This window comes from Klebsiella sp. DY2415 (assembly GCF_026314315.1).
Taxonomy (GTDB): domain Bacteria; phylum Pseudomonadota; class Gammaproteobacteria; order Enterobacterales; family Enterobacteriaceae; genus Klebsiella; species Klebsiella ornithinolytica.
In genome coordinates, this window is record NZ_CP111115.1 from 3739104 (window position 1) to 3762306 (window position 23203).

The window sequence follows — 23203 nt, forward strand, 5'->3', positions numbered from 1 at the left end:
TCCTTACACCGTCAGAACAACGCAGCTGTCGGCATCCCAGCACAAACGCACTTCATCACCCCAGGTTGGCGTACCTTTACGATGACGATGTTCGTTCTGCAGCTGGGCGCTGATCATCTGCCCGCTTTTGAGGCGTACGTGGTAGATAGACAGATCGCCGAGATAGGCGATATAGATCACCTCTCCTACCGCAAAGTTGTAGCCATCCGCCGGCGGCTCATCGCAGAGCATGATTTTTTCCGGGCGCAGAGCGACCCACACCGGCACATTATCGATAACGGACGCATCAGGATCGACTTTCAGCGGGTGCGTCAGCCCCGGCGAGCTCAGCACCAGACCATCTTCCAGACGATCTTTTACCACCCCTTCAAACACGTTGACCGAGCCGATAAATTCCGCACTGTAGCGGGTTGTCGGATGCTCGTAGATCTCCTCCGGCTCGCCGATTTGCACGAACTTCCCGCGGTTCATAATGGCGATACGTCCCGCCATGGTCATCGCCTCTTCCTGATCGTGGGTCACCATGACGCAGGTGGCCCCCACGCGTTCGAGGATATCCACCACTTCCAGCTGCATGCGGTCACGGAGCTTTTTATCCAGCGCGCCCATCGGCTCATCCAACAGCAGCAGTTTTGGTCGTTTCGCCAGGCTACGGGCCAGCGCCACGCGCTGACGCTGACCGCCGGAAAGCTGATGCGGTTTACGTTTGGCGAACTCCTGCATATGCACCAGCGCCAGCATCTCCTGCACCCGGCTGGCGATTTCGGCTTTCGGCAGCTTGTCCTGCTTCAGCCCAAAGGCAATGTTCTGCTCCACCGTCATATGGGGGAACAGCGCGTAGGACTGGAACATCATATTGATCGGCCGCTGATAGGGCGGTACGCGCGACAGGTCAACGCCATCGAGCATAATTTGCCCGGCCGTCGGCTCCTCAAAGCCGGCCAGCATACGCAGCAGCGTCGATTTGCCGCAGCCGGATGCGCCCAGCAGTGCGAAGATTTCACCTTTATAAATCGTGAGGTTGACGTCATCGACGGCGTGCTGCCCGTCGAAAGACTTCGTCAGATTACGGATTTCCAGCAGCGGGGTCAGCGCTTTGGGGGTTTTCGCTTGTGGGCGGGGAATTGCGTCGTTCACTCAGGTGCTCTCCGGCAAAAAACTACCACCGTATGGCCCGGTTGCCATACATTGAACTTTACAGTGCAGGTGCACCATCCTGGTGCATGTTTTCGCTGCACTTTAATCCGTTTGTTGCCCGGCCGCGTGGAGCAACCACCCGGCCGGGTCAGACCTTTTCAGGCCCGGTGAACCGGGCCATCAGGTTTTATTTCCCGCTTTTGACTTTCGTCCACGCACGCGTGCGTACGCGGTCGATTTTCGGATCCTGCACCTTCAGGGTGAACAGTTTGGCGAACACATCGGCCGGCGGGTAGATAGCCGGGTTATTACGGATGGTTTCGCTCACCAGCGGCGTGGAGGCTTTGTTGCCGTTAGCGTAGTACACCTGATCGCTGATTTTGGCGATCACTTCCGGGCGCATCAGATAGTTAAGGAACTGATAAGCCTCATCTTTGTTTTTCGCATCCGCCGGCATCGCGAAGACATCAAAGAACGCCAGCGCCCCCTCTTTTGGAATGAAGTAGGAGACGTTCACACCGTTCTTGGCTTCTTTTGCCCGGTTCGCCGCCTGCCAGACGTCGCCAGCCCAGCCGATGGCGACGCAGATATCGCCGTTAGCAAGGTCGTTAATATATTGCGAGGAGTGGAAGTAGCGGATATTCGGCCGCAGTTTCAGCAGCAGGTCGGTCGCCGGACCGGTGTAATCATCGGCTTTTGTGCTGTTCGGATCTTTGCCCAGATAGTTCAGGACGGTGGCAAAAATCTCTTCCGGTGCATCGAGGAAGGAGACGCCGCAGCTTTTCAGTTTTTCAAGGTTCTCCGGCTTAAGTACCAGATCCCAGCTATTCAGCGGCGCATCTTTACCGAGTACGGCTTTCACTTTATCGACGTTATAGCCAATGCCGGTGGTCGCCCACAGATACGGCATCGCGTACTTGTTATCCGGGTCGTGTTTGGCGACCAGCTTGAGGACTTCCGGGTCAAGATTCTTCCAGTTTGGCAGCTTGCTCTTGTCCAGCGGCTGGAAGACACCCGCCGCCAGCTGACGTTCAAGGAAGCTGGCGGACGGGACCACCAGGTCAAAGCCGGTGCTGCCCGCCATTAATTTGCCTTCCAGCACTTCGTTGGAATCAAAAACGTCGTACACCACTTTAATGCCGGTCTCTTTTTCAAAATTTGCCACCGTATCCGGCGCAATATAATCAGACCAGTTATAAACATGCAGGGTTTTTTGTTCAGCGGCGAGTGAACCGGCAGAGACGGCCATCAACGCACCCGTAACCAGACCTGTTAACCATTTTTTACCAAAGGCGGTCATATCTCTTTTTCCTTCTCAATGCCCGTTAACAAGCGGGCTTAATATACGCACTTGTCTGCATGCAATAATCATGCATATTTTCTCATTGCCTAAGAAAAGGAGAGAGGACCTCTCCCGGAATGGTTGCCCGCAACTGGAAGCATCGTCAGAATAACTGTAGCCAGAATAAGAGGCTATAGCCCAGGTAAAATAACGCCTTTTATCAATTTTTTATGCAGTAACGGTCTACGTGATAAGCCAAAAGCGGCTGAATGGCGGTGAAAAATTCTTTAAGGGAAGGTTAAATGCAGAATAAAAGCACGTAATACGCAGCCGCTATGGCAGTGGCTGCGCTATTCATCGACAGGCTTAGTGAAGAAAATGGTGCTGAATATCTTCAGCGACGTACTCTTCTTCTTCGGCTTTATAGAGCACCTGGTTGGCGGCTGCTTCGAGGATAACCATAGAGATCTGCTCTTCGCTCTGACGGAAGAACCAGCCAAACTGTTCGACGGTAATGCCGACGCCAACGGATAGCGCCTGACACACCACCAGTTTAGGCAGATTGTCATCCTGAATATCGAGGAAGGCTTTGACGGTCAACGAACTGGCGTTAATTGCCGAAAGATCTGCGGAAAGCCCGAGCAGCGCCGAAGGCTTCACTTCCGCCAGAGCAGAAAAGAGCACGACGTTATCCACCAGATCGAGCTTCGCATCAAAAATGCCGTCGAAATTCTGCATATGCGGCAGATGCAAGGCCTGGCAGGAATCACACTCAAAGAAGTTGATGCCTAACTCATCGAGCCAGTGACGTAGCGTATCCAGACCCGGAACGACCAGTGAATCCATATGACCTGTGACCTCTTACTGTAGAAAAACGACGCCATAGCTTACGCAAAAAACGCAGCGCATACCATGAAAGTGTCGCCCGCGCCGGTTATCCGCCCATTTTCAGACAAAATTCTGGCGTGGCCTGACGCTCAATCCAGGCGATCATGCGCCCGGCAATATCAATTCCGGTGGTCGTTTCAATGCCCTCCAGACCCGGAGAGGCGTTCACTTCCATGACCAGCGGCCCACGGGTCGCGCGAAGGATATCCACCCCGGCGACATCCAGCCCCAGGGTTTGCGCCGCCCTGATGGCCATCTCACGTTCCTGATCGCTGATCGTGGCCACCGTCGCCACACCGCCGCGGTGCAGGTTAGAGCGGAAATCGCCCTCTTTCGCCCGCCGCTCGATCGCCGCCACCACTTCATTACCCACGACCAGGCAGCGGACATCCCGCCCTTTCGCCTCGGCGATATACTCCTGAACCAGAATATGCGCATTCAGGCCGCGGAAAGCGTCGATCACGCTCTCTGCCGCCTGGCGGGTCTCCGCCAGCACCACCCCGATGCCCTGCGTCCCTTCCACCAGTTTGACCACCAGCGGCGCGCCGCCGACCATGGCAATCAGGTCGCTGGTATCATCCGGAGAGTGCGCGATCCCGGTCAGCGGCAGATCGATGCCCTGCCGCGCCAGCAGCTGCAGCGAGCGCAGCTTGTCGCGGGCGCGGGTTATCGCCACCGATTCATTGAGCGGATAGCTGCCGAGCAGTTCAAACTGACGAAGGGCAGCGGTCCCGTAATAGGTAATCGCCGAACCAATGCGCGGGATCACGGCATCGAAATGCGGGAGCTGACGTCCTTTATAGTGAATCGATGAGGCCACCGGACTCACGTTCATATAGCAGGAAAGCGGATCGAGGATTTCCACCTGGTGGCCGCGTTTTTGCGCGGCTTCGCGCAGGCGACGACATGAATAAAGCGTTCCATCCCGGGATAATATAGCAATTTTCACCCTGCACCTCTGCAACAAGGCCCGCTCCGGCGGGCCTGCAATATGTTAATTGCGCCACGACCGCCCGGTGCACCAAATGGCGGGGCGGAAAGCAGGCAGCAGTGTACACGCAATCAGCGCGTTGCCCACCCCTGCTTATGCAGATATTCGAGAATAAACGGGCGACTTTCTTTAATGATAGTGCGGCGAATATGGTCGCTCCAGGTATCACGGCGGGTGTTGCTGCCGCGCGACAGGTAGTATTGCGCCATCTGCTCATCATATTGCGCCAGCACTGCCTCATCCACCGGCTGGTACGCATTTTCATGCACCAGCATAGCGGCGGGCATACGCGGCTTCACCTCAGGGTTATCGGCAGGCCATCCCAGACACAGACCAAACAGCGGCAGGACGTGCTGTGGCAGTTTCAGCAGTTCGGTCACCTCTTCAATGCTATTGCGGATCCCACCGATATAGACGCCGCCGAGGCCCAGGGATTCGGCGGCAACCAGCGCATTTTGCGCCATCATTGCGGTATCCACCGCCCCCAGCAGCAGCTGTTCGGCCAGCCCGAGCCGGGCATCCGGACAGATTTGCAGCAGACGGTTAAAGTCGGCGCAAAATACCCAGAATTCCGCCGCGCGCGCCACGTGCTGCTGGCCGCCGCTCATCGTGACCAGCTGCTGACGAAGCTGAGGATCGGTGACGCGAATAATAGAGCTGCATTGTAAAAAGCTCGAGCTCGAGGCCCCCTGCGCGCTGGCGATAATAGCTTCGCGCTGTTCGTCGCCGATCGGCGCATCGGTGAAGTGGCGGATGGAGCGGTGGCTACGCAGCAGATCAATGGTCGGCGTCATCTTGTTTTTCTCTGTCTGATGAAGAAGTTGGTTTTGGAGTGTGAGTCAGCTGCGGCGCGACGATCCTGGCCATTCGCCACATTAATGCTATCGCGGCCGGGAGCATCAGCAGGATCCCGGAAAAGATCATCAGCATCGCCGCCGTCGGGCTGGAAAACGGCGCCGGCAGCTGCAGGTACTGATTGAGCGAGAGCCAGGCGAGGGTCAACAGCGCAATCCCGATGATCTCTACCACCAGAACGCTTTTCGGCAAAACGGCAGGCGATCGCATAGCTCAGCTCTCCTCCAGTCAATATTATTCGCGCGCTCTCCTGGCTAATCGCGCGCGGCAGACACAGTATAATGATTTAACCACGAAGACATTTATCAAACATAGCCTTAAACCATCGAAGAAAAAGGCAGAACCTTCTTTTCCTCGCCGGCATAACGCGTCATCATAGCGGTCATTCGCCATCCGGCTGAGATTTAAGGAGAGAAAGTATGTTTACCGTTATTTTTGGTCGTCCTGGTTGCCCGTATTGTGTTCGCGCCAAAGAGCTGGCAGAGAAACTGACCAATGAACGCGATGACTTCAACTACCGCTACGTTGATATTCACGCCGAAGGCATCAGCAAGAGCGACCTGGAAAAGACCGTAGGCAAACCGGTTGAGACCGTTCCGCAGATTTTTGTCGATCAAAAACATATCGGCGGCTGCACTGATTTTGAAGCCTGGGCGAAAGAGAATCTCGGTCTGTTTGCCTGAGCCGACTCATTTCTCTGACGAATGATTGCGTCTGGTATCCAGCCAGGCGCAGATAAACAGAAAGCACAGCGCGCCCAGCGCGCACCAGAACACCGCGCTAAACAGCCACGCCAGCTGTTGCCAGAAGGTACGCTGAGCCGCAAAAAAAATCCGCATGATCAGCAGACAGACGGGGGTAGCCAGAATTGCCCCCACCAGCGGCTGGATGACGCGTCGCCCCGGAGAGAGGCAGCTGGCGGCCGCACCGGGCAGCAAAAAATAGAGCAGTCCAACCTCAGGATTACCGGTAGCCCGAAAGACGCCTTTCATATGCAGTAACAGCAATAAACACACTACGATAAACAGAAAGAACCCACAGATAATACCCACCCAGGCACGCTCAGATTTCACAATATCCTCCTGATTCTGCTTCTAACCCACTTCAATTCGTCCAGTCAGATAAAGCATTCCGGCAATCCATGCCAATTTAGCTCCCCATCGGCGTAAAAACGATTGTGACTAGCCGCAGCATCCAGGAAGGATTAAACTACCGGCTCTGTTTTTACTGGTTATAACGGGATGCCAGAACAGGGTTCGGGACAACGCGAACACTGGACCAACCTTAGACCAAATAACCATTTCCTTCAACAACTTACTAGTAAATGAGAAGTTGGCTTTCGTGAATATAAACGTCGCAGATTTGTTAAACGGGAATTACATCCTGTTATTATTCGTTGTACTTGCCCTGGGGCTTTGTCTCGGGAAACTTCGTCTCGGGTCAGTACAACTTGGTAATTCTATTGGCGTTTTAGTGGTTTCATTATTATTAGGTCAGCAGCATTTCAGTATTAACACTGATGCGCTAAATCTGGGCTTTATGCTGTTTATTTTTTGCGTTGGCGTAGAAGCGGGTCCCAACTTTTTTTCTATTTTTTTCCGCGACGGAAAAAACTATCTGATGCTCGCCCTGGTGATGGTCGGCAGCGCGATGCTGCTGGCGATGGGGCTGGGAAAACTGTTCGGCTGGGACATCGGCCTGACCGCCGGGATGCTCGCAGGCGCGATGACGTCAACGCCGGTGCTGGTCGGTGCGGGGGATACGCTACGGCACTTTGGCCTGCCCAGCGATCGGCTGGCGCTCTCCCTCGATCACCTGAGTCTGGGCTACGCCCTGACCTATCTGATTGGTCTCGTCAGTCTGATCGTCGGCGCGCGCTATATGCCGAAGCTGCAGCATCAGGATCTGCAAACCAGCGCCCAGCAGATTGCGCGTGAACGCGGACTCGATACCGACTCCAAACGTAAAGTCTACCTGCCGGTGATCCGTGCCTATCGCGTCGGCCCGGAGCTGGTCGCCTGGGCTGACGGTAAAAATCTGCGCGAGCTGGGGATTTATCGGCAAACCGGCTGCTACATTGAGCGTATTCGCCGTAACGGTATTCTGGCGAACCCGGATGGCGATGCCGTCCTGCAGATGGGCGATGATATCGCGCTGGTGGGTTATCCGGACGCCCATGCCCGCCTTGATCCCAGCTTCCGTAACGGCAAAGAGGTCTTCGACCGCGATCTGCTGGATATGCGCATCGTCACCGAAGAGATCGTGGTGAAAAACCACAACGCCGTGGGCCGCCGTCTGGCGCAGCTGAAGCTGACCGATCACGGCTGCTTCTTAAACCGCGTCATCCGCAGCCAGATTGAAATGCCGATCGACGATAACGTGGTGCTCAACAAAGGCGACGTGTTACAGGTCAGCGGCGATGCGCGACGCGTCAAAACCGTTGCCGACCGTATCGGCTTTATCTCCATTCACAGCCAGGTGACCGACCTGCTTGCCTTCTGCGCCTTCTTTATCGTCGGGCTGATGATCGGCATGATCACCTTCCAGTTCAGCTCTTTCAGCTTTGGTATCGGTAACGCGGCGGGGCTGCTGTTTGCCGGGATTATGCTCGGTTTCCTGCGCGCCAACCACCCGACCTTCGGCTATATTCCGCAGGGCGCGCTCAATATGGTGAAAGAGTTCGGCCTGATGGTCTTTATGGCCGGGGTCGGTCTGAGCGCCGGCGCCGGGATTGGCCACGGCCTGGGCGCCATCGGCGGCCAGATGCTGGCGGCGGGTCTGATCGTCAGCCTGGTGCCGGTGGTGATTTGCTTCTTGTTTGGCGCCTATGTGCTGCGTATGAACCGCGCGATGTTGTTTGGCGCCATGATGGGGGCGCGCACCTGCGCCCCGGCGATGGAAATTATCAGCGACACCGCGCGCAGCAACATTCCGGCGCTGGGCTACGCGGGCACCTATGCGATTGCCAACGTGCTGCTGACCCTGGCGGGGACGCTGATTGTCATCATCTGGCCAGGGCTACAGTAAATATTTAAGAAAAAAATGGATAGAGGCAGAACTTTTCTCTTGGGCATCAGTCATAAGTAGTGCCACTGCTTTTCTTTGATGTCCCCATTTTGTGGAGCCCATCAACCCCGCCATTTTGGTTCAAGGTTGATGGGTTTTTTGTTGCCTGAATTTTACGGCCTTTAAAATCATTGAGTTACAAACCCTCTTTTTAAGTCATGGCGACAAAGTGGCGACAGCCTCAAAGAGCCAGCGCAGCCTGGCCTGAATTTGTGGGGTGAGGCTGCACAGGATGGGACTCTTTAGGTGTAGAAATTGAGCGAACAAAAGTCTCATGCGTTACGAACGTATGGCTGCAGTTGATATTCTGGCACTGGTTGTAACGTTCTTTGGTCATTGAAGAGACCTGGAAACTGCTGCGAGTATGGGCTGCACTTCCACACAATGGGCAAATCATCATTTTTACGTCCCCACCATTTTTCCTGAAATCGCAATAATGATACAACATTATTTCATATTGTGAACTTTAAGTTCTCTTTTGAGAACCTCAATCCATCACTAAATCATCAATTTTCACTTCCAGTTCGATGCTGGTCGTAAATCCGCTATCCAGGTTGACCGTGTGCGTTAACGTGGTGATGGTCCAGCTGGCATCATCAATGGGCTGTTTAAAGCCGGTGACCTTCACGGGCATTTCCGTATAGAGATCCGCGCGGCCTTCAGCTAGCTGCAGGGAAAATGACGCCACACCGCGCTGCAGCCGCTCCCAGTTCATTTTTGCAGCCCGTTCAGCATTAGCGCGGTTGGCATAGGTCCGGTTCAGAACCAGAACGTTCTCATCTGTCCCGACAAGATAATCCCCCTGCTTTGCTTCGGGCTCTTTTGGTTTTGTCGCCTTCCGTCGGCGCTTCACTTTGGTAGTTTCTTTTTTCTCCGGTTCTCGCGTATGCAACCAGTGAGCAATCACCCCGGTATACGCTCCCCTGTCCGCCAGGCTGAACCGGTGACTGTCACCGTCCTGGCGGGTAATAGTGATGACCGGCAGCGCTTTACCACTTGCCGTTTTCCCCTGCCCCTGCCGGATAAACAGCAGATTACCATCCTTCACTGAGGCAATCGCACCGTACTGCCGCGCCAGCTTCATCAAAAAGCTGGCGTCGCTTTCGTTGGTCTGGTCCAGGTGATCCAGTATCTGCGCCGCAATGTCTTTGCCAATGGCAACCTTCAGGCTGTGCCGTGTGGCAATCTCCTTCACCACCTCGCCCACCGTTGTTTTGTGCCAGGACTTTTCACGGCGGACATTCAGCGTTTCCCTGAAATCCGCGCTACGGGCACGGATTGTCAGTCGGTCAGGGCTGCCGCTATGCTCTATCTCATCAACGGTAAACTTCCCTTTTGAATACAGAGGCTCGCCTTTCCACCCCAGCGCCAGAGAAATCACCGCGCCACGACGCGGCATCATCACCAGGCCATCCGCGTCGTCCAGCTCCAGATCGAGCTGGTCAGCTTCAAATCCACGGTTGTCGGCCAGCGTCATACTCAGCAGGCGCTTATCCAGCGTCTGCGTTGCATCCTTGCCCTCAATCACGATGCGAAAGGCCGGTGTCTTACTGCCCCGATTGAGTAAATCAGTCATCTCACTCACTGCAGTAATCCTCCCACCGTGGTTCTGATATTCCCTACCGCTGCCGCCGCAGAGTCCTGCAGACTGCTAAGCTGGTCATTCAGGCTGCCGAACATCTCGGAGAGTGACTCATCCACCCGTTTAAGCCCAAGCGAAAACTCAATTTTTCTCGCTTCTCCACTGGAGAAGAATTCCGATTTCGTCTGGTTCAGGCTTTCAATCACATACATGCCGTAGATGGTCCCGCCCCCCTCGATAAGAGGCCAGGCTTTCCCCTGCTCCGCCATCAGCTCCAGCGCCAGCAGCGACAACCTGCCGCCGGTCACTTCCGGCATGAGGACGCCGGAGAGCGTCAGCTGATCGTTATCTGGCCCCAAAAATTGCGTTGTCGGACGGCGATTAACGCGATTGTTGGTGACGTGCCGCCAGTTCCGCTGATACTGCAGCTGCTGATAAGGCACCGTGCGCAGCTGGAACACAAACAAGCCCAGAACCATCATCATGAATCGTACCCCCCTTGATCGCTGAAACTGCTGCGGGCCTTAGCCCTCATGCGGCGCTCGCGCTCATCGAGTTGTCGCGCGACCTCACGCGCAATATCCTGCGGACTCTGCCCTGGTTGCGCCTGGATAATAATTTGTGCCTGGGTTTCAAACTGGAATACCGGCTGCGTACCTGCCGGTTTCTCTGCCGCTGGGCGGTATGATGCTGCCGGCAGGCTCATTGGATGAAGCGGTGCAGCCTCTGCAGGCATTGCTCCCCCCATCATTCCGGCGACAACGGAGGCCAGCGCTGCGGTCCTCCGGCGGCTGGTCACATAGGCAGGACCGTTAATCAGTTCCGGGCCATTTTCTCCCGCGATGCCCACTTGCCCGCGCGGAATATAACCGCCACTGTCATACATCCCCGCAAAGAATCCTCCGGCGCCTTTTTGCTGGATGGCGCCAGGTGATTTGTCGCCGCCGGTCATCCAGTCCGGCAGGTAGCTTTTTACCGATGCCAGCTTGCTCTTGAGCGTCTCCCATTTCTCATTGATACCGCTCAGGATGCCGTCAATGATTGCCCCGCCCACTTCTTTAAACTTCGCGGGCAGCGCGGCAACATCATTCAGAATTTCATCCCATTTATTGCTGATAGTCTGCTTAATCACAGCCCATGCCCCTGATACGCCTGATGAGATGGCATCCCACAGAGCTTTAAACTTCGGCCCCAGCGTTTCCCAGTTCTGCCAGATGTAAATGGCCCCCATCGCAATGAGGCCAATTATCGCCAGTATGGGGTTAGCCATCATCAATCTACCCAGCCACAGGATCGCCTGGCCCGTACCGCTAATCACTTTCGTGATAAGGGCAAACGCAGAGGAAAATTTAAGGCCCAGAACCCCGGCGCTTACCCGTACAATTGCCATTGGTCCCAGGATGGACGCCAGCGCCAGCGACAACACACCCGCAGCAGTAGCAACGATGGCAAATACGGCCGCAATCTTGAAAAGTGCAGCTGTCAATTGCGGATGACGCTTAACAAACCCGTCGAGAGCTGACGCCAGATCGCCTAACCAGTCAGCAATATTTTTCAGTACCGGCGCGACGGTTTCACCGATGCTCGCCATGGCGTTAGTAAACGAGCCGCCAGCGGCTTCCCATTTATTCCCCAGGGTATTAAGTGACGCTTCTACACGCTCACGCAGGGTCGCCTGGTTCTCCAGTTTGGCGGCGGTTTCACGATAGCCCGCTATCCCTTTTGTGATCATGATGTTCAGTGCCTGCAGGGTTTCCGCGTCATCACCAAAGAGGGTTGCTTTAACAGCCTGCTTTTTCCCATCGTCGGTAATTTTATTCAGCTTATCCAGTTGCTTATACAGGTTTTCCAGCCCCGCAAACTGGCCTTTACTGTTCTGAAAACTCAGCTTAATACCTGTCCCTGCAAGTACATCATTTGCTTTATCAATCTTTTTATTGTTCAGTGTGGCCTGAAAAATCTTTCGGTAGGCATTACCAGCAGACTCCCCTGCCATCGACGCCTGATCAGCCATGACCAGCAGCGGCGCGAAGGTTTTTGCAGCGTCCAGGCCTTGGAGCTTGATAATGTCCATCGCGGCGCTGATTTTTGAAAATCCCTGCAGCATATTGCCAGGGTCAACGCCCGCGTAATAACCCCGCTGGATCACGTCCATCAGGCTCATCATGTCTTTTTCGGTGGTCTGCGTGGCGTCCTGCAGTTTCGCAGCGAACTCGGCGGCATCAGTCGGGGCCATCTGCAGCTGTACGCCGAGATACGCCGCCGACTCACCCAGCCCGCCCAGGATGACCTGCGCAGACATACCCTGACGGCGTAACATGGTCATCATGTTCTGAAAGTCTGCCGTGGTGCCAGGAAGCCGATCCCCCAGGGCAATTGCCAGCTTGTTCAGCTGCAGAAACTCCGGCGCAACCTTTCCACCCGGCCCCATCATGGAGCCTGCCAGCTGGTTAGCGGCGTTCTCTGATTCCGAGTAGGCGCGAATGGGCGCCAGCAGCGTCGCGCCCGTTGTCACCCCGGCGGCCATCATCCCGGCCCCGTTCCCTGCCAGGCTGTTACGCACGTCACGCATCTTGTCCGCTTTGGCCCTGACCGCATTCAGCTTGCGCTGGCGCTCGCCCACATCCCGCAAGCGCCGCTCCTGCTCTGCCAGCTGTTTGTTATAGCGGTCCGTTTCGCGGGTAATGCGTGCCGTTTCACGGGCACCGCCGCCCGCAGAGATGCCAAGGCGGTACAGCTCCGCCCTGGCTGCCGCCATCTGTCGCGTTTCCTGCTGCTGCTTTTGCTCCAGACGTGACACGGCCCGCCATTGCGTTTCAAGCGCCGCCGTCTGCTTTTTTGTCGGGGATTCGAGAGCTGACATTTCACGGGTCATCATCTGCGCACGTAGCCGCGCCTGGTCCAGTTCGGTACTGGTCCGGCTCAGGCTCTGTGACAGCTGATCGAATGATTTTAACTGGCCCCCCGCATCATTCAGCCGTTTAAGCTGTTCGCGGGTCTGCCGGACGGCGGAGGCCAGCTCCTTAGAGCCAGCCTCCGCCATTTTTAAAGGGCGGGTGAGTTTATCAACCGCATTCAGAACCACCTGCAGGCGCAGGTTTTTATCACTCATCGCTGGCCCCGCTTCGCATTATCGCTCTGTGCCGCCACTCCAGCACTTCTGTAAGCGACATAACGTCAGTGACGGACGGCGGCCAGTGAAAGATCGTGGCGATATCCGCCACCAGGTCTTCTACCGTCAGGTCGTCGGCAAACTGGCAAGCGCCGACTTCGGCAACAAAAAAAGGACAACCTCGATCGATATCGCAGAAAGGTCTGCCGGGTCAAGGTCCGCCATTTCCTGCGGGGTCAGCGCTGGCGTGGAGATGCGGGGGATCACGGTCATCATAGAGGCCACATCCATTTCCATCACCGCCTGAAGGCGCGTACCTCGCAGTGCGCCGGACTGCGGTTTACGCAGCACAATTTCCGTAATGGTGGTGTCGCCGCGCTTGATTGGGGTATCCAGAGTTACTGTTTTCTCGCTCATGTTTTTTTCCTGTTTTGGGGTGGCTGGCGCGGTAGTCCGCGCCAGTGCTGCATTAAAGGCCGATGGCGTTACGGTGCGCTTCCATCAGGTCAACACCGTCAACAATTTCAATCATGTTGATCGCATCGACCTCATAGAGCACTTCGCCGTTAATGGTCAGCTTCGCATAGCTGTTAACGCTGCTGACTTTGGTGGTGTTGCTCTCGCCGGTTTTCCACTCGCCGGAATCCACCTCTTTGTGGCGTCCGCGTACAACCAGCTCAACGGCCTGCACCTCGCCGGTGTCATCGCGCTGGATAGAGCCGGTGAAGCGCATCTGCACCCCGTCAACCGTGGCTTTACCCATCTGTTTAAACAGCAGCGCCTCAGTGCCGCCGATGGTCATTTCCGTATCCAGTGCCCCATCATCCAGCCCCAGATCGATACCGACTGAACCGGGCATACCGCCGCCGCGATAGTTCTCAAGCTTGCGGGAAAATTTCGGCAGGGTGACGGATTCAGCAATGCCCATCCAGCTGTTACCGGCGTTGAAGATGTTCAGGTGTTTTAGTTTGCGTGGTAAGGCCATGGGTCCCCCCTTATGCGCTTACGCGGGTGGTGAAATCCACCAGGTAACGGTCAGTGATGCGCTGGCGCAGCATCAGGTTTTCCAGTGGCGGCACTGGCGTGTAGTCGTAGTCGATCCAGAGCTTCCCGGCCTTCAGGGTGTCTTTGTCGTTAACGCTGTCATCAATCCAGCAATCACCGCCGATGAGGTAGCCCTGATTCACCAGGCTGCGCATTTTGGCGCGAATGCCTTCGATAATGTCGCGGGCCAGCGACGGGTTAAGCGGCATGTCCACTGCCCACATATGGCCCTCAGCCATAGTGTCAGCCAGTACCTGCGCGGTGCGGGTGTAGTTCTCAAACTGGAACAGCGGATCATCGCTCAGGCAGCGGGAACCCCAGAAGCGGAAACCATCCTTGCGGATCAAGGTGGTGACGTCGTTCTGGTTCAGCAGTCCGGCATCGGTTGCCGGGTCCTGCAGATCCCAGAACACATCCGCAGACAAGCCGGTTACGCCATTCACTCCCACGTTAGACAGGGTTTTGTGCCAGCCGGTTTGCTCGTCGATTTTGGCGCGCAGGCCAAGGGCACGGGCGGTGGCGTAGGCGGTCGCATCCGCCTGCAGTACCGTGTCAAAGTTGATGAAGTCAGGCCAAATCACCATCCCTTCACGCTGGCTGAAGTTGTCGCGGTAGGTGATCGCCTCTGCCACGGTTTTACAGCCGTAAGCTGACATATACGCAAAGGCCCGCAGGCTCTGCGCCACGCTCAGCAGCTCAGTAGATACGGCCTGCGTATCATGCCCCGGCACGCCGAGAATACGCGGTTTCACACCCAGCTGCGACTGTGCCGAAAGTAGCGCCTTCATGCCGGTTTTCTTACCCTCAGCGGTCACGCCGCCGATGATGTTTGCGGTGGTTTCCGCTTCGGTTTCGCCCTGGGCAACACGCACCACTACGGTGACGGGTTTTGCCTGGTCTGCGATCGCGTCCAGTGAGCGGGCCAGCGTGCCGGACTCGCCCGCTTTGCCGCTGGCGGTCAGTACATCGGTAAGCAGTACCGGCTTATTGAGCGGAAACATAGACGCATCGGCATCATCGCCGGTGCATACCATGCCCACAATCGCCGTACTCACCGTCGTGATGGTTCGGGTGCCGTCGTTAACTTCTACAACGCGCACGCCGTGGTGATAGTCTTGCGCCATGAAATGAATCTCCTGTTTAGGGGTTCACCCATGGTAGGGAAATCATTCCCCGCAAGCCGTTGATGCCCGTTGTACCGTGGATGGCACAAATGCAGACAAAAAAAAGCCCCTTGTCGGGGCTGATTTATCGGGATATTCAGGCGACGCGGCTCCAGCACATCAGCAGGGTGTGGGCTTCCACCACGCTGAACGATTTACCTTCGCCGAGGTTGTCGGTTTTGCCGCTGGTCGTGTGTTTGTGCGGAGGAAAATCGACAATATGGTCGTGGTCTTCCGCCTCATCCGTGTAATTTCGGGTGCGGCGGCTGTCGTTATCCGAACCGACAACATAATTATCATCCCAGACCTCACCCGGGGCGAGCATCCCGCCTTTGTGTTTATGCCGTCCAGCCCCCCTGGTTGTCAGCTCTTGTCCCGCTAACTCACTGGTTTCTCCGCTCACATCAATCTGTACAGCTGGCAGATTGCCCCGCTGGAGTGTGACGGTATCGCTGCCGCCGGTTTTCCCGACGTCCGAGCCGTCAGCTTTGCCGACGCGAATCGTTTTGTTTTCTCCTGTGTACACCCATTGAGACCAGGGCCAGCGCTCATTGGGATTGAGGTTCTGACTAAAAAACCGCGTGGTGCCGACGGGGTTATCCAGTTCCCACGCATTACTCACCGCCGATTTAACCGCATCAGCGATAGCCTGCTGAATATTTGTTTCGAGGTCTCCGACGACCTTATCGGCATAATCTTTCGCTTCATTTTTGGCTTTCTCTACATCTTCAGCGCTTGCCATGACCAGCGACAGGTCAGCAGTGATTTTCACATCAGCCGTATTGCTGACCTTAATCCACAGGTTCAGGGCATGCAGACGCCCCGACCCCTCGGCAAGCTGGGGTTTGTACGATTCCGGTACGCTGGCCACGGCCAGACACACACCATCATCATCATACAGAGCGGCTTCTCTTAACCAGAATCCGCCAACCTGCGGCGGAATAATCATTTCTGCACGGATGACGCTTGCGGAGTTATCAGCGATAGCCAGGCGGTTAATCGGCGCCCGGTATCGTTCGTTAATCAGGCCATCCTGAGAGGCTAACGCTGCTGGCAGCATGCCGTTACCATCACCGACGCCCATCAGCGCGAAACCAACCGGCAGGCCAGAAAGCGCAGCTTCTGCCAGCGCAACCTCTCCGGCCTCCGTCAGAACCGCTGAATATTTCTTTTCCGCCATACCGCCCCCTTACGCCATCTCCAGCAAATATTTCTGTACGGCAATATGTTGATCTGCTGTCAGAGAGCCATTGATTAAAACCACTGACTTTATATCGCTTGATAACGCGGAATTGTTATTATCCGTTTTGCATCCAATTAAAATGTTTTTATCACCGGCGGTAATATCTCCCGGAACTGAAGAAGCACTCGAAACATATTTCCCGGTGGAGGGGTCATAGATAGCAACCGTAATCGTTCCCTGACGAATAAACGACGTGAACGCAAAAAAATCGCCCACCCGAATGGATTCAGGGAATGAGGCATAGGCATAGGAAGGCGATGAAGTCCCGGCGTTCTGACGAGCTACCAGAAGCCGTCCGTCGGATGCTGCTGCGATACCAAAACCATGAGCATTAGCTCCCGCGCCGGAAAAATCAGCCACAGCGTAAGTATTGAGTGTGCCGCCAGCCGCGGTCCTGCGCATCACACCTGCAACGGTCAGTGCAACCGGGGCCTTATATTGGGTATTAAGGTAATTATCGCGGCTCACTGTGACATATCCCTGTGAGTTTTCCACTACCCCGTTAACCATCAGAGGTTTGTCAGAATCAAAAGAGTTGAGAGTAATATCACTGGCGTTTGCCCCCCAATAATACCCGGAAAAAGGGATGCCATCCGTTTCTGGAAAATCCTGAAACCAGTTTATTTTTTCAAAATCAGACATCATTTTCATGCCTGCTTTAAAGGGGACAGGGCCGCCGAGAAAAAGAGATGTAAACATAATTACTCCTGATAAAATTTTTCTTTAGCCATTCGGGTAATGATATATGCGCCTTTGCTGCTCAGGTGTAATGTGTCCTGCCATGCACCGGCGGAATTATCATATCGTTTCGGGAATAATTCATACCCACTGATAAAGTTGATGTTATTTTTCAGCGCCAGCTCACGCATGGTTTTATCATATTCAGAAAGGGCTGGCGTCCCCGATGCGCTGCACTGTCCCGGCGATACCAGGCAAATACAAATATCAGGTGATGCCTCTTTGTGTTTATCAATAATTGTCTGAATGCCGTTGCGATATTGCTCTGTCCCGGCGGACTTACGAAAATCATTCGTTCCCAGCACGATAAACAGTAAATCAATCTCCAGAGCTGACGCGACAGGGGCGATCCAGTCTTTCCAGTTGAGATAATCCGACGCCATTGCTCCGCCATTTCCCATGCGGGAGACAGTAACACCAGACTGATTCGCTGCATCTTTACCGTACATCCCCAGGATAGACACAACGCCATTTCCGGCAGTCTGGATTTTCACGGTATGCGCAACGGAAGCCAGACCGCTGAGTTTATGCGCCAGCGCCTTACCTGTATTGCCGCCGTTGATGGTCGCCACCGTAACATCGTCAATGATGATGCTGAATGACCCGGTGCCGTCGTAATAAAACAACGTCAAATCGGTGGCCTTAACCCCTGACCAGGTCATATACGCCACGCTGCCGGTATTGTACATGGCGTTCCCGTCCGGGCCTGCACCATAACGTGGCGCGGCATTATTGTGTTCATTGTCTCCGTCATAGACAGTAAACCCGCTGGTTTTCAGCGTAATACCGGCCATGACGCCATCGCCGCGCGTAGAGCAACTTATCCAGCCAGGGTCTTTATACTTCCCGCCCATCTGATTCAGGAGCGACAGAGGGATCGTGTTTTTTTCCGTCCAGGAATCCCCCGTCCAGGCATAATGAATCCCTACCTGTTCGCCGACAAATAAACGCGCAAACTTATACTGTAGCCGGTAGGTATCGCCCTGAATAAAGGTTTTATCTGTCACTTCACCGCTAACGGTTCCACCGCCACCATCACCAACCAGATTCTTAATAAATGCCCGTAATTGTGGCCCCAACCCGGCAGCGTCAGGGAATCCATCGTCAAACCACAGCGGGACAACGTCGTTATCGCCAAAGCAGGCAGGAAAGAATTTAGGATTAAAGTTTTTTTGCGGGAGGTATTGCCGCGCCCACAAATTGGGTATACCGGCCACAGCCTCCTGTAATTGAGGCCCTAAACCGGCGGCATCGAGACAGCCATCATCCAGCCAGAGCGGCACGACATCATTGCTACCGTGGGCCAGGGGCAGCATCTTGCCGCTGAATGACCCCGGCACGATTCGGCGATCCACATACCCTTTCCCGGCATAGAAGGCGACTGGTACCGCAACACCGTCAGCGTTCAGGTAGCAAATAAACGACTCATCAGCCGCAGGCCCCTGAGCCACGCGGAAAATTTTACCGGCGGGCGTGGCGGCACGCCCGGCAATCGTCCCGTCCGGGTCATCTGCTGTTTTGAAGAAAGTGGATTCCCGATAATCGGTAAACCCTTCCAGCATCGTTTTCAGGAATTGTGTACGGGCAGCTAACTGCTTCGCCTGAATATTAGCTGTACCCGTTGCGCCGCCTTCAACTTTATCCGCACGGGCAATCTGATAAATTTCATCAGCCCACTTAATTGTTTCTGATATTTTCGTCATATTACTTTCCTGAAAAATAAACATTACCGGAATAATGCTGCTGACCGTCGTAATAAATACCTCCATCCGGGGTATACTCTGGCGGATATACTGTGATGACTTCTGAATCAATAAACGCAGAGCCAATACTGGCTAAAGCCGTAACACTCAAAGAGAGCGTGAGCTGTGATATATGGCGGCTGACCGGTTTTGCATCGCCAATAATCCGCTCAAGCTCGATAATCATCGACTCAGTGATGCCAATTTCATTCAGGTCTACTTCTAACCGGAATGTCCCGGCGGGGTCGGCAACCTCCCACCACTCATTAAGGGTCATTGAGTAACCCAGCCCCTCGATCACACGCTTAACCGCCGCCACGGTCCCCTTGCGCTGATGTATCCAGAACGCATCACTGACCGCCTGCCGCTTAGCGGTTTCTGTCCAGTTTTCCTCCCAGCGGTCAACGGAGAAAGCCCATGCCAGATACGGCAGAAACTTTGCCGGGCATTTCCACGGGTTCCACAGGTCACGCAGCGGCACGTTTAAATCGCTGATGCCGGAACATGCCTGTGCCAGCCTTCGCTCCAGCGCTGACGATCCCGGCGGTAACAGGCTGCTACTCATCAGAGCCACCAATTTCTGCTTTAAAATCGGTGCAATAGGACGCCTGCGTTTTATCTAACACCATGTCCGCCAGGGGCTTCATCAGCTCAACGCGTTGAACGCCCTGGACATGCAACGCGGCATAAATCGCGGACAGTCGCACATCACGCCCCAGGCGACGCTGCTCGTTGATGTATGCCGTGCCCTGTGCTTTCGCCGCCGCCAGAATGGGTTCCTTTGCCGGACCGGGATAGACATACAGAACCGCGTCGATTTCATAGGGGACAATCTCAGCAGATCGGACACTCACCCGATCCGCCACCGGCCGCACAGCCTCATCATTCAGGGCCTCACCGACGACCTGCAGTAAGTCTTCCGGCGCAGTACCATCGCCGTCGCGGGCCAGAATAGTCACCACGACTTCCGCCGGTGACGGGCTGAACGCCGACGCATCCGCCACCCGACCATCCGAACTAAGCGCGTGATATTCATAGGCTCCGACTGGTCCGGCAACGCTCATCCCCTCAAAGGCCGCCGGGATGCGCTGGCGATAATCCGCGTCAGATTCCATTACCGCCTCCGTGGGCGGCGTGGTGGTGTCGTCCGCAGCCGTAATCACCCGGCGCTGTACGTTGTTATTCGCGCCTAAATTGTCCAGGTCATCCCCACCGGAATAGGCCACCATCACGGCTTTCGCCGCCTCGTTAATCCGCTGGCGCAGCAGCAACTCCCGGTACACATTTTCCTGCAGCGTTTTTACGATTGGCTCTGACTCAAGCGTTAAGGTACGGGCCACAGCTTCCTGCTCTTCTGCCGGATATAGCGCGACAAACTCCGCCTTACGCTCTGTCAGCAGGGTTTCAAAATCCGGCACATCCACAATTTGCGGCGGCGGCAGCTGGGAAAGGTCAATAACGGCCATTGCTTGCTCCTGTCGATACGGAAAGGGACACAGGCACGCCGTCATTGCGCTGGCCTGCCAGCTCAATCACCATGGAACCATCCATGCTGCTGCTGTTAATCGTGATGGTGTCGAGCTGTAGCCGCGGCTCCCAGCGCAGCAACGCGACATACACCGCAGACATGATCTGCAGACGCAGCGCCCGGTTTTGCGGCTGGTCAATCAGCGCTGAAAGCAGGGAACCATACTCCCGGCGCGCAAGCCGGCTCCCTTGCGGGGTCAGCAAAATGTCACGCACCGACTGGCGCAGGTGGTCAGTTTCCGTTATGGCTCTGCCGGTGTCGCGGTTCATCCCGATATAAAGCGTCAAAATGGACCTCCCGTCGTTCCGCCACTGTCGCCAGGGTGTTTATGCTTATCAGCAACGACGCCGTTTGACGTCATCGCTCCGCCGCCGTGAGTCACATCGCCATTCAGGATCACGTTGCTGTTAATACGGGTCGTGTCAGCCTCGATCACAAACTCCCCTGTCTTGCAGGAAACCATCTGTGATGACTCAATCAGCACAGCTTTAACCCCCCGGATAATCCAGAGCCCGGTGGCAGGGTCATATTCGAACCAGCCGCCATCCTCGTATTCGGTCACGTCCGCGCTTTCAGAGTCTGACGGCGGCGGGCACGCGTCGGAGTAGATGGCCGGAAGCGCAAACGCTGTCTCCAGATTGCCGCCCAGACTGAACAGCACCACCTGCTCACCCGGCGACGGACACCACCACGTGCGTGACTTCCCCGCACGGTAGGTCAGCCAGTTAATCCAGTTGGTTTCGAGGTCGCCTGTTTTCACCCGGCACAGCCAGCCGTCCCGGTCCACTTCGGTCACAATGCCGGTGCGGATCAGATTGGTGATGAGGCGCATGATTTCGGTTAATTGTGCGTTCATAAGATCCACTTTTTGATGAACTATATTTCAATTAGGTTTATATTCATCATCGAATGGTTTGTATCAACTACGACACAAGAGGAAATATGCTTACATCAATAAACGAAATTTCAGTCCCTATTCCATATACTGAAAAAAATGCCAAACTTAGTCTCAATGGAAAAAACCTCATAATTACTGGAGGTAATGGGAGTGGCAAAACCAGCTTTATAAATTCTATCTACGATTTTTTAAAAAATGGCCTAGATCAACCAAACAATAATAACAAACAGCATCTTGAGCAACAGCTTAGCAACTATGAAGACAATCTAAAAAAAGGAGGACGCGATAGTAATAATTACTCATGGTACGATCAAGAAATTATAAAAATCAAAAAAAGATTGCATGCCCTAGATAACTTCCATATAACAACATCTACAAAAGATAGTGCAAACACTCGCTCGCTCCTTCGTTTCCACAAAGCTCTTAGAGAAGCAGCAATTACTGCCCCGCAGTTTGTGCCAAGACTTTCTGCTTTAGTCGAAGAGAATGCTCATTTTTCTAATGAAAAGGATGGGGACAATATTTTTGAGAACTATTTAATTAGCTTGAAGACATCACAAAGCTACGCAATTTCTTTCGATAAGGATGAAGAAAAAGCAACAAAAATTCAAAATTGGTTTAATAAAATCGAAACTGATCTACAAGGCCTATTTGAGGACACACAACTTAAACTAAGGTTTGATAGTACTGAAGGAAAATTTTACCTTCATCAAGACATGAAAGATAAATTTACTTTTCAGACGCTTTCGTCAGGATATTCTTCAATTTTAAGAATATACGCAGATTTGATTATGCGCATAGAAATGTGGGAACTGACCCCTGAGAGTATTGAAGGCATTGTTTTCATTGATGAGATCGATGCCCACTTGCATGTTTCCTTACAAAAACAGATACTTCGTTTTTTTAGCAATTCATTCCCCAAAATTCAATTTATTGTTACGACTCATTCGCCCTTTGTGGTTTCTTCTGTTACTGATGCCGTGATCTATGATCTATCCAGCAATCAACAAATTGTTGATGTATCGTCTTATTCAAATAATGTCATCCTGCAAGAATTATTTGGCGTTAACCCAATGTCAATTGTATTATCTGATAAGTTAGAAGAAATCGACAAAATCATAACATGCTTAGATAAAAACAATATTGAAACAGCCATAAAAATAATACACTCGCTCGCTTCGTCGGAAGAATCAATGGACACTGAAGCCAGCGCATTTGTAGATTTCGCAAAGCTTCAAATCATCAAATTTAAAAAAGAAAACGCCCAGGAGAAATAATGTTTAGAGTTAACAGAACATACCCTGCGCCAGTTTCATTGTCTCGTAAATTACGTTATGACGGCCCTGACGTACACGAAGCCTTACAAAAATGTTTTTTTGGGAAATGTTATATCTGCGAAAATAAAGATCCGTTAGATATAAACATTGAACATTTCTCCCCAAGGAAAACTGATGACGAAAAATCTTATGACTGGGATAATCTATATTTATCCTGCGGCAGGTGCAATAATATAAAACTAGCAAAGCATGATGAACTACTTGATTGCTGCAACGAAGTTGTATGGAATCGTATAAAGCTACTACCTGGATTTTCAGCAAAAGCTAAAAAAGTAACCGTAGAACCACTATTTAATGATAAAAAAACCATAACCACTGCCGATCTACTTGAAAAAGTGTATAACAGCGATCATACAATAAATAAAAGGCTAACATCAGCCGCACTACGCTCACAAATAACAAAAACAACGCAAAAGCTTATCAGAAACATCATTGAATATTACGAGGATGATACTCCAAACGATCGCAAAATATATCTCATTGAAAAAATTAAAGTTATGATTAGAAGTGATGCTAAGTTTTCTGCATTTTGCAGATGGATTGTCCTCGACGATGCAGAGCTTTGTGAGATTTTGGAACCCTTCATGGACTAATAGT

General features: G+C 53.6%; 26 protein-coding genes. 4 read left to right on the plus strand and 22 right to left on the minus strand.

Annotation, left to right across the window (positions count from 1 at the left end; genetic code table 11):
• Positions 1-3: 3 nt before the first annotated feature.
• The 6 genes from potG to OQV00_RS17790 all read right to left on the minus strand — a co-directional run bounded on the left by potG (position 4) and on the right by OQV00_RS17790 (position 5363).
• Positions 4-1137, minus strand: a complete 1134-nt coding sequence (gene potG, locus OQV00_RS17765; RefSeq protein ID WP_004859956.1) for a putrescine ABC transporter ATP-binding subunit PotG — start codon at positions 1135-1137, stop codon at positions 4-6.
• Positions 1138-1324: 187 nt separating this feature from the next.
• Positions 1325-2437, minus strand: coding sequence for a spermidine/putrescine ABC transporter substrate-binding protein PotF (gene potF, locus OQV00_RS17770; RefSeq protein ID WP_004859954.1), 1113 nt, complete (start codon positions 2435-2437; stop codon positions 1325-1327).
• A gap of 348 nt (positions 2438-2785) precedes the next feature.
• A complete protein-coding gene (locus tag OQV00_RS17775) occupies positions 2786-3265 on the minus strand; it encodes a type III secretion system chaperone family protein (protein ID WP_004859952.1) in 480 nt (159 codons plus the stop codon).
• An 88-nt stretch (positions 3266-3353) separates the two neighbouring features.
• Positions 3354-4256 carry a 30S ribosomal protein S6--L-glutamate ligase gene (rimK, locus tag OQV00_RS17780; protein ID WP_004859950.1) on the minus strand — a complete coding sequence of 301 codons (903 nt, stop codon included), beginning with the start codon at positions 4254-4256 and terminating at the stop codon, positions 3354-3356.
• 113 nt (positions 4257-4369) lie between these two features.
• Positions 4370-5092, minus strand: coding sequence for an oxygen-insensitive NADPH nitroreductase (nfsA, locus tag OQV00_RS17785; RefSeq protein WP_004859949.1), 723 nt, complete (start codon positions 5090-5092; stop codon positions 4370-4372).
• Complete coding sequence (locus OQV00_RS17790; protein ID WP_015584819.1) at positions 5076-5363, minus strand: YbjC family protein; 288 nt, start codon at positions 5361-5363, stop codon at positions 5076-5078. The genes nfsA and OQV00_RS17790 overlap by 17 nt, the downstream gene beginning before the upstream one ends.
• A 209-nt stretch (positions 5364-5572) precedes the next feature.
• On the opposite strand from OQV00_RS17790, the gene OQV00_RS17795 reads away from it, so the two are divergent.
• Positions 5573-5836: a GrxA family glutaredoxin gene (locus OQV00_RS17795; RefSeq protein ID WP_004859945.1), complete on the plus strand. Its 264-nt coding sequence runs from the start codon at positions 5573-5575 to the stop codon at positions 5834-5836.
• A gap of 6 nt (positions 5837-5842) precedes the next feature.
• Here OQV00_RS17795 and OQV00_RS17800 read toward each other — a convergent pair whose 3' ends face one another.
• The gene (locus OQV00_RS17800; RefSeq protein ID WP_266279124.1) at positions 5843-6226 is read right to left on the minus strand and encodes an inner membrane protein YbjM; all 384 of its coding nucleotides are present in this window, start codon (positions 6224-6226) and stop codon (positions 5843-5845) included.
• Positions 6227-6494: 268 nt separating this feature from the next.
• Here OQV00_RS17800 and OQV00_RS17805 point away from each other — a divergent pair, with 268 nt between their 5' ends.
• Complete coding sequence (locus tag OQV00_RS17805) at positions 6495-8180, plus strand: aspartate:alanine antiporter (RefSeq protein ID WP_004859941.1); 1686 nt, start codon at positions 6495-6497, stop codon at positions 8178-8180.
• A gap of 220 nt (positions 8181-8400) precedes the next feature.
• Here OQV00_RS17805 and OQV00_RS17810 read toward each other — a convergent pair whose 3' ends face one another.
• The 15 genes from OQV00_RS17810 to OQV00_RS17880 all read right to left on the minus strand — a co-directional run bounded on the left by OQV00_RS17810 (position 8401) and on the right by OQV00_RS17880 (position 21227).
• Positions 8401-8619 (minus strand): ogr/Delta-like zinc finger family protein, encoded by a 219-nt coding sequence (locus tag OQV00_RS17810; protein WP_265679285.1) that lies wholly within the window; start codon positions 8617-8619, stop codon positions 8401-8403.
• Between the two features lie 87 nt (positions 8620-8706).
• Positions 8707-9795, minus strand: a complete 1089-nt coding sequence (locus tag OQV00_RS17815) for a phage late control D family protein (RefSeq protein ID WP_416309823.1) — start codon at positions 9793-9795, stop codon at positions 8707-8709.
• A gap of 5 nt (positions 9796-9800) precedes the next feature.
• Positions 9801-10286 carry a phage tail protein gene (locus OQV00_RS17820; RefSeq protein ID WP_054828950.1) on the minus strand — a complete coding sequence of 162 codons (486 nt, stop codon included), beginning with the start codon at positions 10284-10286 and terminating at the stop codon, positions 9801-9803.
• Positions 10283-12913 (minus strand): phage tail tape measure protein, encoded by a 2631-nt coding sequence (locus OQV00_RS17825; protein WP_266279130.1) that lies wholly within the window; start codon positions 12911-12913, stop codon positions 10283-10285. Before OQV00_RS17825 ends, OQV00_RS17820 begins: the two co-directional genes overlap by 4 nt.
• Entirely contained in the window at positions 12906-13025 is a 120-nt protein-coding gene (locus tag OQV00_RS17830) for a GpE family phage tail protein (RefSeq protein WP_054828977.1), read from the minus strand. Before OQV00_RS17830 ends, OQV00_RS17825 begins: the two co-directional genes overlap by 8 nt.
• Before the next feature lie 14 nt (positions 13026-13039).
• Positions 13040-13330: a phage tail assembly protein gene (locus OQV00_RS17835; RefSeq protein ID WP_103073239.1), complete on the minus strand. Its 291-nt coding sequence runs from the start codon at positions 13328-13330 to the stop codon at positions 13040-13042.
• Positions 13331-13382: 52 nt separating this feature from the next.
• On the minus strand, positions 13383-13898 hold the full coding sequence (locus OQV00_RS17840) for a phage major tail tube protein (RefSeq protein WP_054828951.1): 516 nt from the start codon (positions 13896-13898) through the stop codon (positions 13383-13385).
• A 10-nt stretch (positions 13899-13908) separates the two neighbouring features.
• Complete coding sequence (locus OQV00_RS17845; RefSeq protein WP_054828952.1) at positions 13909-15081, minus strand: phage tail sheath protein; 1173 nt, start codon at positions 15079-15081, stop codon at positions 13909-13911.
• Positions 15082-15217: 136 nt separating this feature from the next.
• Entirely contained in the window at positions 15218-16300 is a 1083-nt protein-coding gene (locus tag OQV00_RS17850; RefSeq protein ID WP_117119540.1) for a phage tail protein, read from the minus strand.
• A 9-nt stretch (positions 16301-16309) separates the two neighbouring features.
• Entirely contained in the window at positions 16310-17062 is a 753-nt protein-coding gene (locus OQV00_RS17855) for a hypothetical protein (RefSeq protein WP_266279136.1), read from the minus strand.
• A gap of 2 nt (positions 17063-17064) precedes the next feature.
• Complete coding sequence (locus OQV00_RS17860; protein WP_266279138.1) at positions 17065-18804, minus strand: SGNH/GDSL hydrolase family protein; 1740 nt, start codon at positions 18802-18804, stop codon at positions 17065-17067.
• Position 18805: 1 nt separating this feature from the next.
• Entirely contained in the window at positions 18806-19408 is a 603-nt protein-coding gene (locus tag OQV00_RS17865) for a phage tail protein I (RefSeq protein WP_054828978.1), read from the minus strand.
• Entirely contained in the window at positions 19401-20309 is a 909-nt protein-coding gene (locus tag OQV00_RS17870; RefSeq protein ID WP_054828957.1) for a baseplate assembly protein, read from the minus strand. The genes OQV00_RS17865 and OQV00_RS17870 overlap by 8 nt, the downstream gene beginning before the upstream one ends.
• Positions 20296-20658, minus strand: coding sequence for a GPW/gp25 family protein (locus OQV00_RS17875; protein ID WP_054828958.1), 363 nt, complete (start codon positions 20656-20658; stop codon positions 20296-20298). Before OQV00_RS17875 ends, OQV00_RS17870 begins: the two co-directional genes overlap by 14 nt.
• Entirely contained in the window at positions 20655-21227 is a 573-nt protein-coding gene (locus OQV00_RS17880; protein ID WP_054828959.1) for a phage baseplate assembly protein V, read from the minus strand. The genes OQV00_RS17875 and OQV00_RS17880 overlap by 4 nt, the downstream gene beginning before the upstream one ends.
• 86 nt (positions 21228-21313) lie before the next feature.
• On the opposite strand from OQV00_RS17880, the gene OQV00_RS17885 reads away from it, so the two are divergent.
• Together OQV00_RS17885 and OQV00_RS17890 are read left to right on the plus strand one after the other, a co-directional pair.
• Complete coding sequence (locus OQV00_RS17885; RefSeq protein WP_266279143.1) at positions 21314-22546, plus strand: AAA family ATPase; 1233 nt, start codon at positions 21314-21316, stop codon at positions 22544-22546.
• Positions 22546-23199 carry an HNH endonuclease gene (locus OQV00_RS17890; protein ID WP_266279145.1) on the plus strand — a complete coding sequence of 218 codons (654 nt, stop codon included), beginning with the start codon at positions 22546-22548 and terminating at the stop codon, positions 23197-23199. Before OQV00_RS17885 ends, OQV00_RS17890 begins: the two co-directional genes overlap by 1 nt.
• The last annotated feature ends 4 nt before the right edge of the window (positions 23200-23203 follow it).

Coding starts and splice junctions, on each gene's coding strand:
- potF (WP_004859954.1), bottom strand. CDS start 2,437: ATGACCGCCTTTGGTAAAAAATGGTTAACAGGTCTGGTTACGGGTGCG.
- OQV00_RS17775 (WP_004859952.1), bottom strand. CDS start 3,265: ATGGATTCACTGGTCGTTCCGGGTCTGGATACGCTACGTCACTGGCTC.
- nfsA (WP_004859949.1), bottom strand. CDS start 5,092: ATGACGCCGACCATTGATCTGCTGCGTAGCCACCGCTCCATCCGCCAC.
- OQV00_RS17790 (WP_015584819.1), bottom strand. CDS start 5,363: ATGCGATCGCCTGCCGTTTTGCCGAAAAGCGTTCTGGTGGTAGAGATC.
- OQV00_RS17795 (WP_004859945.1), top strand. CDS start 5,573: ATGTTTACCGTTATTTTTGGTCGTCCTGGTTGCCCGTATTGTGTTCGC.
- OQV00_RS17810 (WP_265679285.1), bottom strand. CDS start 8,619: ATGATGATTTGCCCATTGTGTGGAAGTGCAGCCCATACTCGCAGCAGT.
- OQV00_RS17815 (WP_416309823.1), bottom strand. CDS start 9,795: ATGACTGATTTACTCAATCGGGGCAGTAAGACACCGGCCTTTCGCATC.
- OQV00_RS17820 (WP_054828950.1), bottom strand. CDS start 10,286: ATGATGATGGTTCTGGGCTTGTTTGTGTTCCAGCTGCGCACGGTGCCT.
- OQV00_RS17825 (WP_266279130.1), bottom strand. CDS start 12,913: ATGAGTGATAAAAACCTGCGCCTGCAGGTGGTTCTGAATGCGGTTGAT.
- OQV00_RS17835 (WP_103073239.1), bottom strand. CDS start 13,330: ATGAGCGAGAAAACAGTAACTCTGGATACCCCAATCAAGCGCGGCGAC.
- OQV00_RS17840 (WP_054828951.1), bottom strand. CDS start 13,898: ATGGCCTTACCACGCAAACTAAAACACCTGAACATCTTCAACGCCGGT.
- OQV00_RS17845 (WP_054828952.1), bottom strand. CDS start 15,081: ATGGCGCAAGACTATCACCACGGCGTGCGCGTTGTAGAAGTTAACGAC.
- OQV00_RS17850 (WP_117119540.1), bottom strand. CDS start 16,300: ATGGCGGAAAAGAAATATTCAGCGGTTCTGACGGAGGCCGGAGAGGTT.
- OQV00_RS17855 (WP_266279136.1), bottom strand. CDS start 17,062: ATGTTTACATCTCTTTTTCTCGGCGGCCCTGTCCCCTTTAAAGCAGGC.
- OQV00_RS17860 (WP_266279138.1), bottom strand. CDS start 18,804: ATGACGAAAATATCAGAAACAATTAAGTGGGCTGATGAAATTTATCAG.
- OQV00_RS17865 (WP_054828978.1), bottom strand. CDS start 19,408: ATGAGTAGCAGCCTGTTACCGCCGGGATCGTCAGCGCTGGAGCGAAGG.
- OQV00_RS17870 (WP_054828957.1), bottom strand. CDS start 20,309: ATGGCCGTTATTGACCTTTCCCAGCTGCCGCCGCCGCAAATTGTGGAT.
- OQV00_RS17880 (WP_054828959.1), bottom strand. CDS start 21,227: ATGAACGCACAATTAACCGAAATCATGCGCCTCATCACCAATCTGATC.
- OQV00_RS17885 (WP_266279143.1), top strand. CDS start 21,314: ATGCTTACATCAATAAACGAAATTTCAGTCCCTATTCCATATACTGAA.
- OQV00_RS17890 (WP_266279145.1), top strand. CDS start 22,546: ATGTTTAGAGTTAACAGAACATACCCTGCGCCAGTTTCATTGTCTCGT.